The organism is uncultured Shewanella sp. (genome assembly GCF_947501665.1).
Classification (GTDB): Bacteria; Pseudomonadota; Gammaproteobacteria; order Enterobacterales; family Shewanellaceae; genus Shewanella.
Window position 1 is genome coordinate 206,113 of sequence record NZ_CANMWS010000004.1, and the last position, 14,848, is coordinate 220,960.

Here is a 14,848-nt window from a genome sequence, read left to right on the forward strand (position 1 = left end):
CACTCAAACTCCCAACCATCAACACGCTTGAGGTTTACGTTCTAATTTACATTGTAGAGTCCGTCTATGCATGCCCCACCCCATATCAAGCGGTCTAGCTGTAGCTGACACATTACCCTTCTTAGGAATAAAGAGTTGCATTCAACACCCGCTGAATGTGCTCCCATTCCAGCCTTTTGGGATTCAATGGAAAGTTGCTTCTTCGATAAGCTTTAACCCTATGGTGCTAATCCTGTGATGCTTAACTTATAGGTTCACTCAAAATCCCAACATTAACAAGCTTGAGGTTTACGTTCTAGTTTGCGCTGTAGAGTCCGTCGGTGCATACCCAATTGTCTGGCTGTAGCTGACACATTACCATTATTGGCATTCAACACCTGCTGAATGTGCTCCCATTCCAGCCTTTTGGGGTTCAGTGGTGCTTCTTCTACAATATTAGGCGTTAAAGGCATGGGATCTTGCAATAAAGTGCTCAATAGGGTTTGTGTATCAACGGGTTTAGCCAAATAATTATCTGCACCTTGCCTAATGGCTTCAACGGCCGTAGCAATGCTCGCATACCCTGTCAGCAGCACCATCACCACTTGCGGCAAATATTGCCTTAAAGGAGAGATTAATTTCAAGCCATTATCATTTTCCAGTTTCATATCAAGCAAAATATGCGTGGGCTTAAATTGACGTGCTTGCAATAATCCCTGACTGGCGCAATGACATGTTTGACATTCAAAACCATTTTGGCTCAACCGACGCATCAAGGTTGCAGCGAAAGGCCCATCATCTTCTATGATTAATAATCTTGGTATCTCACTCATACTTTTTGCGTCACCTTACCTCTACCATTAATATACTACCCAATCTGAACTTAGCACCTCATTATAGGCAATTGTACTTCAGCCACCGCCCCGCCCTCAGGATGATTCGACAACAATAACCTCCCCCCTAAACGTTCAATACTGGCATGACTCAACAATAAAGCAATCCCCATACCTTGATGACTTTTTAATATCTTATGCCCTAATTGCGCTAATAAGGTCACAGGTATCCCCTCACCAAAGTCCCTAATGGCAATCGATAAAACCTGCTCTTTCACTAAAAATGAAATCGTTAAATTGACACATTGTGTTGCTTCATCGTCACCTTGACTCTCTAGACATTTAACACTGTCAGTTTGTTGTATCTTATCATCGCCTTTGCTCTGACTGGCGTGCGCTGCATTTTCTACTAATGCCACCAATACAGGCAGTAAACACGTATCAGCATTAAAATTATCCTGAAGGTTAACCTCTTCACCTAATGCCATATTCAGTCTAAGCTGGGGTAACCATAGCAGTAATTGCTGCTGCAAACGTGTAATAAGTTCATCAACACTAAAAATCACACTTTTTTGCTGACGAATAGATTCTGTTGCCATCCGTAAATCCGCTAGTATGTTTTCACAGCGCCCTAATGCCACTTTCATCTCATCGATAACCATTGATTTGTTAGGTAAAGCATCACTGACTTCATCAGCTAACAAATGTAAACTTGATAAAGGCGTCGCGAGTTGGTGAGCCATTTGCGCGGAAGCCATCCCTAAAGCTAATAATTTCTCTTGACGTAATTGCGCCTCACGCATCACACTTAATTCAGCTTCTTTTTCTCGATTCCTCTGAGCAATAAAGACAACACTGGTTGTTAATACTAAAGATGAAATAACAAAATTAAACCACATACCCCAATAATGAGAGCTCATGTTCATCCCTTGAGTTTGCATCGCTCTTTCGGGCTCAAAAAAAATCATTAGCGTATAAGCTAAAGTTGACACAAAAGTAAGACGCCAAGCAGCCCATCGAGGTAAAAGCACAGCAGCAACAGCTATTGGTAATAATAACAATGAAATAAAAGCATTGGTTGCACCACCAGAAAAAAATAACCATGCAATCCAAAATAAGGTATCAAATAATAAACTCATGAAAATTGTCTTAGAGCGAAACTGGCCACCTTTTCTGAGCAATAACTGACTCAATAAATACAAGGCCTCAATCGATAAAATCCAAATGAGTTCCGGCCTATCTAATGACAAACCAAAAGTACTCGATGCAAAAAAAGTTAACCCCACTTTCAAGATTAAACCCAGTGTTCGCAATATAATCAGTTGATCAAACACCTTTTGGGGATGTAATAATGGCCTCAAACTCACAAAAAATCCTATCTAAAAAAACAACGGTGATTATCACTCAATAAATCAAAGAATATCATTTGTTAGACAATAAATGAGGGATTTATCAACAAATCGACGAGCAGGCAGATTTTTAACACTTTTAAGCTATAATTTATACAGGATACACACGAGTGAATTACTGCTCTAACCCAGTTTTTACCTCTACTTAAAATACATGACGATATGTTCTCGATGAGAAAATTCATTCTATCTCATCGATAAATGGGTAAAATGACACAGGAAGTGACCCATGAAATCATTACTATTCTTTTTATCTGTATTACCCATAACATCCTTTTTTCTGGCAATCTCCTTTGCTGCCTCAACAAATGAGGTCCAAATTAACTTACACACTTCAAATACGGTCGGCGTCGCACCTTTCAATGTCCATTTTGATGCATCACAAGTGGCTCTCAATCAAGTGCAGCTAGATCCCTTTAGTGAAGTCCATTACCATTGGCAGTTTAATGATAACAATCAAGCATATTGGTCCACAAATAATCACGCTAAAAATCTTGATGAGGGCTTTATTACTGCCCACTTATTTGAATCACCAGGGCAATATCAAGTTGATTTAACCGTATCTAGCCCAACAGGTGCATTTACTCCTGTAATAAAAACTATCTTGATCCAAGTGCAAGATCCCAATGATATTTATCCTGGCAACAATACTATTTGTTTATCAATGAATAATCAGTTTGAAGCTTGCCCATTTGGCGCTCAGCAAGTACAACTGAACGCCAGTTCCCTAACTGAAATACTCCTTAACAACCCCTTTCAAGCGAACCAACAAAAACAACTGCGAGTCTGGAACCCTTACAAAGAATATGTACTGAATATGCCACATAGCGACACATTTGAGTATATCGATTATCAACAACAATGGAGCTGTCTCTCTGCGCTTGAGGAGCATGAAGAACAACTACTCACGACAGAGCAAATTAACGCCTTTTTCACCCCCAATATAAGGCTATTATTTCATCGAGGGGAACGCTTTATTTTTACTGGCCCCCTGATGTTGGGTGAAGCTCATGGCAGCAGTATTGGCGCCTACGGCACATGTGAGAAAGAAAATAATAATCAAACTTTATGTGATAATGCCCCTCAACTTGACTTCATCGGTGCAGCCAGTTATCAAGGTTTACTGGTTTTTCCAGATAGTACCCATAATATCAATGTTAGTGATCTTTCATTGACTCATCTCTGTGGCGATCGAAATAGGGCAATTAGCCTCAAAGGCAGCAACAATGCCATGACGTTCAACCGACTTCAGATCCAAAAATTTGATACTGCCATCGCTGGCAGCACCTATGGGCAACAACAGCCTCATGATCTCATTGGTATTTTCAATTCTCACTTTAAACAAATGGGCGCGGCTAAGAGCACGAATGACTATTCAAATCAATGTCATATTCCTATCACCCCAAACTGGCATACAGGTGATAAGCTGACCCCAGTCTCATTTGAACTCTGGCAGACACAATGGCAAACCTACAAAGTGGCACTTTATCAATTAGCCATCAATAATCAATGTAAAAGTGGTGGTAACCTTGCCTACCTCCCCGCTCACAGGCATATGATAATGGGGAACGAAATGGAAGACGCTATCACTCAAAAGGCCGAACATGTATTACGTATTCCTTTAGCTTACAAATCGGTTATCTCGCACAATAGTTTAAAAACCCCCTCCAATAATAAGCATGCACTAAAACTTCACAACCAAGGTGATTGTGCCATCATCTCCGACTGCAATATCAATCCCGTTCAATCTGCTGACAACTACCCCACAGCTTGGGTATTACTACGCCATAATATTTTCAAAGCCAACACTGATATCATCGTTAATATCGGTCCTGGAACAAGTAAACAAGGTGAGCAAATACATCACATTTTATTTGAAAATAACACCCTAGAAGCCACTGGGAGTCAAAATCAATTTGCAATGATGTTGTCTGCCCATCATTCAACTATACGCTTCAATCACATGCAACAACATCCTTTAAGCGACTATTGGACTGCTATCAGCATTGCTAAAGGAAAAAATGAACCCCAAACTGCTAACAATAACGTGATTAAGGGAAACACTACCAATGGGTATGGTCATATTGATTTTGTTAGATTATATGAAGGAACCAATGATACTCAAATCACTGACAACATCATCTGTTCAGAGCAAGAACCCACATTCATTGATGCTCAAAGTGACGATATAGTTTACCAACACAGTAATAATCTATGGTTATGTCAATAGACAGAGTAAGCATGACTTTTTTGGGTCACATCTTCACAAAAAAACCGAAACACTTATATAGCACAATTATCAAATATAAATTAAATACAAACAGATGTAACAAATAATAAAATATTTATTGATAATGAATAAGGAAACAAATAATAAAAAAACATTATTTATCAATTCAAAGCAGAAAAAAAATCAAAAACAATCATGTTTGAAATATTTTGAAATACAAACAAACTCTACATTAAGTTTATTTTAACTTACATTATTGAATATCATATTGACTGACACATTAATTATTCCCTTATGTTTAAAAAACACATATTAAACACTAACTATGGCGTTATTGAAAAAAAACAAATAAGCCATGATGAAGAAAGGTTATTCTGTAGAATAAATTTACTTGCGGGTTTTGATTTTGGCCCCGTACTCTATCACCGAACAATTAGTTGCTTATTTGAAGATGATATCTATTTAAAACATGATGTGAGCCTAGAGCCTTTCCATCGAATCAAAAATTTTGAATATATCAATCATGCCGACACACCAAGCTGTATATTGATGAAAAAAGGAAAGATGGTTCATTTAATCTCATCAAAACCATTGCAGGTAAATGAAGAAATCACATTAAATTTTCCTCTTTCTTGTAAAGAAATCAATATCCCAATTCCTGAAAAATATAAACACCTAAAACAAAAATCAGTAAACGAGTAATGAGTATTCATTATTTATATGAATGCCTTCCTATTACTCAATGATGCTCATGTCGTGTCCAAACGAAGTTCTCCCATCCATGGGCAAGGATTATTCAATAATATTTATGTCTCAGCATTGTTTGATTATGGCCCTGCCCTACTTCATCGCTCTTTTAAAAACCAATACCCTCACATTCTATGTAACAATTATAACATCGATATCGACCCTTATGTTAGATTAAAAAATGTCAGATATATCAATCATGATACAAATCCAAGCTGCCATTTTATCATGAGGAGCACTTCAGTACACCTCATCTCTTCACATGCTATAGGCGAGAATGAAGAACTCACTTTAAACTACCATCAAGCTTGCGCCACAATTGGAATACCACTCCCCCAAAAATACCTTTTGATTAAGGACAATTGATTTAGCTGTACATGCTGAAATGAACATCTCTTGCAATAAAATAGGCCGAATATTACTAAGGTCATTTTACCCATTGTTACTCAAAAATATCATTTGGATTAAGTGAGGAGTCCACCTATTTGAATTAACAATTAAAGTGCCTCATATAGCTAAATCAATATTCTGTCGCACTCAACTTTTCCACTTTGTGCTCAGACCACAGTAACAAGCCTGAGAGCAACACTAAATACAAACAATGCACAAACATAAATAATACAAACTAAAAACAAAGAAACAGTTAAGGTATATTTCATATTATGAGTCAACTTGTTTGTAAATATACGGTTATACTTTATGAACAACAATAATAGGATTGATATTTTTCAATATATGTAAATTTTGACATAATTTGACATACTATTTATTTTCCCTAAGCTCAACTGAAGAGTAATTTATACTTTATTCAAACTTTATCTATTATCTTTTATGCATAAAAAGCACATTTTAAATGTCGATTATGGCGTTCTTATAAAAAAAACGAAATCACCTTTACAAGAGGGGCTCTTTGCTCGCATAGACTTACTCAAAGGGTTTAATTTTGGTCCAGTTTTATATCATCATTCACTCAGAGGATTGTTTGAAGATGACATGCTCCCTTTTCATGAAATCAGCTTCCATCCTTATTACCGACTTAAAAATAGCCAATATATTAATCACTCAAATGATCCCAATTGCATGCTGGTTCTAAAAGGAAAAATTGTTTACCTTATCGCTAAAAAAGCCATTACCATTAATGAAGAAATCACAATAAACTTTCTTCAAGCATGCAAAGAAAAAGGTATTCCCCTTCCAGATGAATACCGCTACTTGCAAGATAATCAATTCACTAAGCAATGCCAATGACTCAACCTGTAATTGAGTCATTGCTTGACCTTAAGTGTAGCTCAAAGCTTGGCGGTTTCGTTTAGATATATTACGCTTAGCTCTACGGGTATACCAGAGGTAAAAACCTGTAAAAGATAACAATAATGGCATTGCACCTAAAATAGACCATATCACACGAGAAGTCAGTCCAGCAAAAGAACCAAAGTGTAAATGAATAAAGCTGTCCAAAATTTTAGCCCCTACACCTGAAGTACGAATATCCCACTTCATCATGAACTCACCACTGATGCGATCATAGTTTGCCCCACTAGAATAATCACTCATCAAAGGATTGCCTGTGGGTACCCACCCCCTAAAAGAAATATTCATTTCAGGTTCATAGGGAAAGACTAAATAAGTTAACTTGAACCCGTCAATTTTATCCATCGTATTAATGTATAAGTCATCAAAAGAAATCCCGTCACTATAACGCTTATCTTGCAAAACAAAACTTTTTTCTTCTGCTGTATGAGTCACTTCATGAACAAATTCAGCCAAGTTCCAATAGCCTCCCGTCACCGCTAAAATAATCAATACAGGAGAAGCTGTAATTCCCACCATTTTGTGGAAATCACTGAAAAATACGCGCATCTGTTTATCCCAACGTAACGTAAAAAAGCGTTTCCAAAATTGACGATAAATAACAATCCCAGAAATACCAAGAAACAATAGGATAATTGCCGATAGCAAGCCGACAAACACACCCGCATCTTTTAACAGAAAAGTGTAATGTAACTCAACCAACCAATCAGTTAAATAATGATCTAATGCCTCAGGCTGACTCAACACCATTCCGGTGTATGGGTTTAAATAGACTTTAAACCAGTCAAAGGTACCCTGCTTAATGACATACACGGCATCAGCGGTTTTTTTATCATCAAAGACTTCCCAAGTACCCAGTTCATAGCCCGGTAACTGAGTATGAATGTTATCAATGAGACTATTTAAACTTTGACGTTTAGAAGCGACTTGCGTCAATGAAACACTATCAGGCATCAACCAAGCATCAATTTCAGGCTTAAACACAATAATACTGCCCGTCAAACTGATCACCAAAATAGGGATCATAGCCACTAAAGCTAACCATGAATGTAACTTAAAGAGCTTTTTCTTACTCATCTTACCCAGCCTCTCATTGATCCTTTTAGTCTCTTACAAGCATTCATCGTACGCGATATAGCACTTCAATAAACGCTCTCTGAAAATGCAAAAAAGTGTCTAACAATATACGTTAGACACTTTATGCGAACAAAATAAATTAACCCACTGTTTTATTTGTTATTTTAATTGAAAAACCCCGCTGTAAAATGATATCTAAAAATCATAGGTTAATGTCGCAATCACCGTTCGACCTTGACCATAAAAACAATCACCACGACTCATACAAGTGGTGATCACTTCTTTATCGGTCACATTTTTCACATTCAATGCAATACTGTAATCGTCATATTGATAGCCGATCATGAAGTCAAATAAAGTATAACTATCAGTTTGATAAGCAACGCCCTCATTAAAAATCAAACTTGCATCCTCAGTTGCCAAATAATTTTCCACCATAGCATCGGTATCACGGGTTTGTAATAAAAAATCGGTATGACCCACATAACGCACACCAGCACCCATTTTAAAACCTTCTATTTGTGCAGGACGATACGTTGCCCAAATAGCAGCTTGACTATCAGGAGTAGACTCCAATGGACGCCCAACTTCATCATCAGTGCCTTGTTTCACTTCAGAATCGGTCAAGGCATAGCTGGCATAAATATCCACTTGCTCCCATGCAAGCTGGGCTTCAAGCTCCACGCCTTTAATATTCACCTTACCAATTTGATCTTCCTGAGTCGGTGTTGTGCCGTCACCATTAACAATATGATTTTTTTGATCAATATCATAGGCACTTAAGGTAATAAGATGTTCGGTACCACGAGGTTGATATTTTACGCCAACTTCATACTGCTCACCCTCTACAGGTTTAAGGGCTAATCCACTGGGATCTTGACCATTCACGGGCTCAAAGGACTGGCTATAACTAAGATAAGGTGAAATACCGTTTTCAAACAAATACATCACACCCAAACGGCCGGTAACTGCTTCTTGATCAGCCCAACCAGTTTGATTAACAGTCCCAGTCCCGAAGTCATAAGAAAGTGATTTTTGTTCAACATAATCATAACGTAACGCCCCTGACACAATGATGCGCTCGGCAATTTTCATTGAATCTTGTAAATATATCCCTGTTTGCTTCGCTTCATCTTTTGAAGGAATATCTTGAGACCACCATGTGATATCCGTCGCCGCATTAAAGTCACTGTAATCAGGCGCATAAGGGTCAATCGTCCCCCCATAGCCATAGTCATAAACATTGGTATATTCAACATTCTGATAATCAAAGCCAAAAACAACTTCATGCTCAATCACACCAGTATCGAAAATGGCATACAAACGCGTATCCGAAGTAAAGGCTTTTGACGTCGCATCACTGGCATATGCCGTACGAGGCAAACTTGAATTATCCATTGCTAATGCCGGCGACGGCGAAAACAACGAATACATGCTGTCATAATCGGCTTGACTATCCATATAACGCATCGAACTTTGCAAACTAAGTACATCATTGAACTCATGCTTAAACATTGCCGTTAACGAGTAAGACTCTGTATCATAGCGATCAAATTCAGGCTCACTAATAAAAGTGGTACTGGATAAATCCCCCTGGCTTTTGCCAATCATAATATCGCCATAAGTAATATCATTGACGGGAACAATCGTACCTTCATGGGGGTAAAACTGGCCTGTAGAGCCCGTTTCATACTTTTGATAATTCCCCAATAATGTCAATTCAGTCGCATCTCCCATATAAAAAGTCATCGAAGGGGATAAAATAACAGCATTATCATCAACATGGTCAATTTGTGTTCCACTATCACGAACCAGCCCAATCATGCGGTACAGTACTGAATCATCGCTGTTTAAAGAACCGGTGACATCGCCAGCCAACTGATAACGATCGTTATTACCCACTTCCGCTTGAATTTGTCCACTGGTTTCAACTTCAGGTAACTTACTGGCTAAATTAATAATACCACCTGTGGTGCCTTGACCATATAAAACCGAAGCCGGTCCTTTTATTACCTCAATTCGACTTAAACTGAAAGGATTCATGCGCGTATTATTATAATTACCAAACATGAGCTTTAAGCCATCAAGGTAAGTGGTTGGAGCCGCCCCACGAATAGTCGACCAATCCCCTCGACTATCATAACCATATGTCCCATTATATAGCCCTGCCACATACCCTAAGGCATCTTGTACTGTCTGCGAACCAAGGTCAGTCATTCTCTGCTCCGTAATAACAGAAACAGAGGCGGGTGTTTCTATAATCGGTACATCAGACTTTGATGCACCCGCACTATCATAAGCAATTAACCCTGTTGAGTTAACCGTAATAATTTCAATTTCATCTTCTTTTTCTAATGCGGACTCTTGGGCAATAACGCTGCTCCCCCAAAAAAAACTCATTGCGATCATTAATTTGGTTAATCTGACCCCATGATCTACTGCAGACATTTTTATTTACCTTAAATTTATTATTATTTGCGACATGCTGAATTACGCAGCAATAATATTACAAATGATAATCGTTCGCAATAAGATTGATAACATTTTTTATACTTTAGTCGTAAATAAAAAACAAAGAATAAAAAATGTAAATATTAAATCACTTATTACAACAGAAATAAGGCGATTAACTTGTCATGCACATTAACCACATCATACCGCTTTTCGTCTGAACCAATAATGCCGCTGAGGCAATTTATCTTTAAGGTATTGAATTAATAAAGTTACCAAAAGAAACAGTAACATAAGTGCAATGACACCTAAAGTTGAAAACGTTTGATAACCAAATACCCCCATCCCCCAACAGATTAATACCCATTGAATAATGTACATTGACGTCACTCTTTGTGAACAGTATTGCAGTAATGTATAAAATCGATTCGGTTTTGTATGCCGAATAACCCAATCAATTCCCCAATAGGCAACAGCCGTGAAGCCGATTAAATAGATGGCCCCACCTGGCCCTAAATGAAAAAAGTCTGCAAAATGATAGTCAAAATCATAAAAACATAAAGCTGCCCCTAGGAGCATCATGCACACACCAGACAAGCCTAAGCTTTGATACAAAAAAACTTGATCATAGTTTTTTTCTTTATAAGCCATACCGATAAACAACCCAAAAAGCACACATGCCATCCAAGGAAATAACGGGAAATACACGTTATATTGGTTCCCCCACAGCAAATCGAGCAAATAATCAACCCCGGATATATCAAGCCTCAAACCACTCAGCACTTTACTTGAAAATATCATCATCAAAGCAAGTACAAAAATGCCCCATTTATTTTTAATAAAATGACCAATCAAAGCAATAAAAATAAGCGAGAAACCTGCCAGTTGTAATATATCCCCCGTAAACAATAAATAATTTAACTGAGATAAAGACAGTGGTGAGGACCATGAATATGCTGCAATAAAATTTTCAGGCATGCTATTAAACACACTTATAGGTACAATAAACTTAAGCGCGTTCATCATATACCCTAACCCTAAGGTATAGACTCCACGCTTTAATGTACCAAGTACTGATTGATCTCGTGACAATATATAAGAAATTCCCATAGCCACTAAAAAAGCCGCCGTCCCTTTACCCAAAATATGAATAATCGTACCAAATACTGTTCCACCTTGTGTTGCAACATCCCCATACATCCACAACGTGTGTACCATAACCATGACGACCACACTCAACCCTCTAGCAACATCAATAGCCTGTAATCGATTCTGCTCAATTTCCATTATTATTCCTTAATTTTATAATTAATATATCCATACTTCTTATTATTTACTTCACATCTATATACCGAAAATATCTGACACAAATAACATGTCTTTACACTATGATTTATGGCAACGACTTAGCACACATTTTTTAAATATAAAAATGCGCTACGACGACTTAAATGAAAATGTTATTTTTTTGATATAAAGTAAGACATTCAAAATAAAAAATTTAAAATAAATGAATCCTATTTATTAAATTTATTGTTGTTCAACCCAATAAGATATAAGTTCATTACGCTATAAGCTCATTAAGGTAATGAGATTTAATACGCTCTTTACGCGTGTCCTTACATTGTTTAGGGCACGTTCGACACAGATCCTTCGGATCTCGTAAATAATGCATACAGCAAGCAATACGATCGAGCCCTAGGATCTGCTGTTTCGCGTTAATATCAATCAACATTAATCGGCTTTGTGAAGACAAACCTAATGCCTCAAGCCAAGACTTAGACCAAGCCAACACTTGCTGATTGGTGACGGGTAAAATGCTTACAAGTCGACTTAATGCAGATAACACACTATCAGCAAGTAAGCGAAAAGCATTTCGCTTAGGCATTTTAGCGACGCTTGATAATGCTTGGTAATAACCTTCACACAAAGCTTTTAGTCTTTTGCCAGCTATTTGTATTAATGCATCTTGATGACCAACGTCCATATCATCATGGCTTAAAAAATATCCATAAATACTGCCATTTTGTACATGTTGTTTCAGCGTGTCTAACTTAGGTGCCATCTTGATCCCATGCACGCTCAACACACTTAAAAATACCGGTTGCCAATACATTAAACTCCAAGTACGTGTCGCTGCATACACTTTTCCTGCTTGGGGATATTGTTCAAGGTGTAATTGATACAATTGACGCAGTGGCCAAACATCCACATGAGCAGATAACAACACATCTTTTTGGCTAGGAATTTGATAACACAAGGCACCATGTAATTGAGGTGATAATCGAGCTAACGCATCTATAGAACTCAAATATATTTTTCCTATATCAATCCAGCTACCAACAAGGCGAATCAAAAAATGAGCCGCCTTTCTATATAATGGTTTATGGTTTAAATGCCGCAATTGGATTATTAAGTTTGCCGTGAAATTGCAAGCTGTCTATCGGATTTTCTAAATCAACCATTTGCTTATTATTATGCAATTGCAGACGATTTAAACAACAAAGATCAAAGCTGTCGCAAAAAATATCATATTGTTTGAACTTAGCGGCAAGCTCAGGATGGTCCATTTGATAACGGTGAATACATTCAGCCACCAAACGCCAAAAGACTTGTTCCGAATAATTTAACTGCTCAACTAAAATTGCAGACATAAAACGAAAAAAACCATCAAAAACATCAGTAAACATAAAAGAAATTTCCATATCTTCAGATGCTTCAGTCGCAATACGCTTTACATTTTTATCCAATTCAATATCGGTATCAAATAGACACACTTCCTCACCAATGTCTTTCATAATGGCCTTATGTGGCACATTATTTTCAAATTGTAATATCAAGTTTTCACCATGAGGCATAAACACTAAACTGTACTGATAAAAACAATGTAATAACGGTGTAAGATATACATCAAAATAATGCGTTAACCATTCATCAGTCGATATGCCCGAAGAAGCAATTAATGCTGGCAACAAAGCATCTCCATTAGGATCGATGTGCAGTAAGGATGCCATGGTCATTAAACGTTGATTATCGTTTAACCCAAGCGTTGGATTTTCACGCCATAAAGCTGCTAACATTTTTTTATAAGGGCTATCTTTAATGGCCTCATTCTCATAATAAGGGTTACGATAACCCACTGCAGCCACTTCCCTTAAAATACGAAACCTTTTTGATTGTAGATAATCATCTTGACTCACTAAGTCGTTCACCCAATCATTAATGGCAGGCGTTGTACGCATATAATAAGCTGATAATCCACGCATAAAGCCCATATTCAATACTGACAGTGCCGTTTTAACATATCGCTTCTTGCTATGACTAATATTAAAAAAAGTACGAATAGATTGCTGAGCTAAATAAGCATCATCGCCGAACCCCAAGCAAATTAAATCACCACAGGCAATATCAGGCGAAAACACAGTTGTAAGCTTGTTATACCATTGCCAAGGATGTACGGGGATCAATAAATAGTCATCAGGATTATGTCCTTTATCAAGGATAATTTGATTAAAATTATCCAGCATGGCGCGATCCATTTCCTCTTTTAATAATGTCTCATAATCCAAATCATGAGCAGATGAAAAGTGAGCGCGACGCTTATGAGCCGCTAAATAAATTAATTGAACAGGGGCTGCAGCTTCGGGGGCATAGGCACGATAATCAATAGCATCAAACCCAATTCGGCCATTATTGGCAATAAAAGAAGGATGACCTTCATTCATGGCTGTCTCAACCTGTTGAAAATCAGCCTGGGTTAATTCATGAGAAGTTAACGCATTTTTAGTATATTTATATGCACTACCACATAAGGTGCTGCTAATTTCTTCCATATAAGTCGGTAACTTATCTGAGTCAATATTCAAGCTTCGACAAAACTCAATAATAAATAACAAAGAATCTAACTCAGATACTTCATCATTAATGCGTTTCTCAATGGAATTCTCATCAATTAACCAATGTGATAACGCTAACGTTTGTGCTTTAAAGAAATAACTTATCCCTACTTGATCAGCGCTCAGCTCATAACTTCCCCAAACACCTGTCGCTTGAGTTGCATCTGACACTAAAACAGGTGTAATGACTTTCTCATGAGCCAATTCAGCAATGCATTTTTTTATATGTAAACGATTAACTAACGCCCATACACTCGGTTTAATAGCACTAACGACCTGTTCTGGATAACATTGGAATTTATTAATGTCAGTCAGTTGACGTTTATTAGCTAACTGAATATCAATTGCATGCTCAAATTGTTCTCGAGTACAAAAACCTAAATAAGCTTTTTTATCCGGTAATTGGATCAAACGTTCATGATTGAAACCTGCTTTTTTATTTAAACGTAATATTTTTTTATTATCCTGATTAGGCTCAACCACAACTCTATTGGCATTAAAAGTCGAAAAAATACAATCCATCACAGAACAAAAAATTTCAAATGTAAAGCCAGAGATAGGTGTATCAGCAGGAGCAATAAGAATGTGCATACCAATATCACCACTGTAAACATCATAATGCTGCCCAAGAACATCTTCTTTAGGATCATATAGTTCAATTAAAAATTTAGGGGTATTATCTACACACCCCATATAAACCTGGCAAGATTGATCCGGTTTTATATCATACTCTTTAATGACTTGATTTAAGCTTTGTCCCTGCATTCCCCAAAATTTGGCATAGGGTAAATTAACCCATTGATGAACTGAACTTAAATCCTCTGGCACGTGCAAATCACGGATTTCAATTTGCCCAATACCTTCGACATTTCGAAAATAATGAGTTTTTAACTGTGCCATTTTATCCCCTTAATA

At 37.3% G+C, this 14,848-nt stretch carries 11 protein-coding genes; 4 read left to right on the top strand and 7 right to left on the bottom strand.

The features are described from left to right. Positions 1-272: 272 nt before the first annotated feature. Entirely contained in the window at positions 273-803 is a 531-nt protein-coding gene (locus Q0976_RS04530) for a response regulator (RefSeq protein WP_299491496.1), read from the bottom strand. Between the two features lie 59 nt (positions 804-862). Beyond that, positions 863-2,173, bottom strand: coding sequence for an ATP-binding protein (locus Q0976_RS04535; RefSeq protein ID WP_299491499.1), 1,311 nt, complete (start codon positions 2,171-2,173; stop codon positions 863-865). 277 nt (positions 2,174-2,450) lie between these two features. Here Q0976_RS04535 and Q0976_RS04540 point away from each other — a divergent pair, with 277 nt between their 5' ends. The 4 genes from Q0976_RS04540 (at position 2,451) to Q0976_RS04550 (ending at position 6,446) form a co-directional block, all read left to right on the top strand. Further along, the gene (locus tag Q0976_RS04540; protein ID WP_299491432.1) at positions 2,451-4,451 is read left to right on the top strand and encodes a PKD domain-containing protein; all 2,001 of its coding nucleotides are present in this window, start codon (positions 2,451-2,453) and stop codon (positions 4,449-4,451) included. Between the two features lie 294 nt (positions 4,452-4,745). After that, positions 4,746-5,153 (top strand): hypothetical protein, encoded by a 408-nt coding sequence (locus Q0976_RS04545; RefSeq protein WP_299491434.1) that lies wholly within the window; start codon positions 4,746-4,748, stop codon positions 5,151-5,153. 18 nt (positions 5,154-5,171) lie between these two features. After that, complete coding sequence (locus tag Q0976_RS24175) at positions 5,172-5,564, top strand: SET domain-containing protein (RefSeq protein WP_366525066.1); 393 nt, start codon at positions 5,172-5,174, stop codon at positions 5,562-5,564. Positions 5,565-6,029: 465 nt separating this feature from the next. Next, positions 6,030-6,446, top strand: coding sequence for an SET domain-containing protein-lysine N-methyltransferase (locus tag Q0976_RS04550; protein WP_299491435.1), 417 nt, complete (start codon positions 6,030-6,032; stop codon positions 6,444-6,446). 30 nt (positions 6,447-6,476) lie between these two features. On the opposite strand, the gene Q0976_RS04555 is transcribed toward Q0976_RS04550, so the two are convergent. The 5 genes from Q0976_RS04555 to Q0976_RS04575 form a co-directional block, all read right to left on the bottom strand. Beyond that, positions 6,477-7,586: a PepSY-associated TM helix domain-containing protein gene (locus Q0976_RS04555; protein ID WP_299491437.1), complete on the bottom strand. Its 1,110-nt coding sequence runs from the start codon at positions 7,584-7,586 to the stop codon at positions 6,477-6,479. Between the two features lie 195 nt (positions 7,587-7,781). After that, positions 7,782-10,034, bottom strand: coding sequence for a TonB-dependent siderophore receptor (locus Q0976_RS04560; protein WP_299491439.1), 2,253 nt, complete (start codon positions 10,032-10,034; stop codon positions 7,782-7,784). A gap of 204 nt (positions 10,035-10,238) precedes the next feature. Continuing rightward, positions 10,239-11,324, bottom strand: a complete 1,086-nt coding sequence (locus tag Q0976_RS04565; RefSeq protein ID WP_299491441.1) for a heparan-alpha-glucosaminide N-acetyltransferase domain-containing protein — start codon at positions 11,322-11,324, stop codon at positions 10,239-10,241. A 277-nt stretch (positions 11,325-11,601) separates the two neighbouring features. Further along, complete coding sequence (locus tag Q0976_RS04570) at positions 11,602-12,348, bottom strand: siderophore ferric iron reductase (protein WP_299491443.1); 747 nt, start codon at positions 12,346-12,348, stop codon at positions 11,602-11,604. Positions 12,349-12,421: 73 nt separating this feature from the next. After that, positions 12,422-14,833 carry a GNAT family N-acetyltransferase gene (locus tag Q0976_RS04575; RefSeq protein WP_299491446.1) on the bottom strand — a complete coding sequence of 804 codons (2,412 nt, stop codon included), beginning with the start codon at positions 14,831-14,833 and terminating at the stop codon, positions 12,422-12,424. Positions 14,834-14,848: the final 15 nt, after the last annotated feature.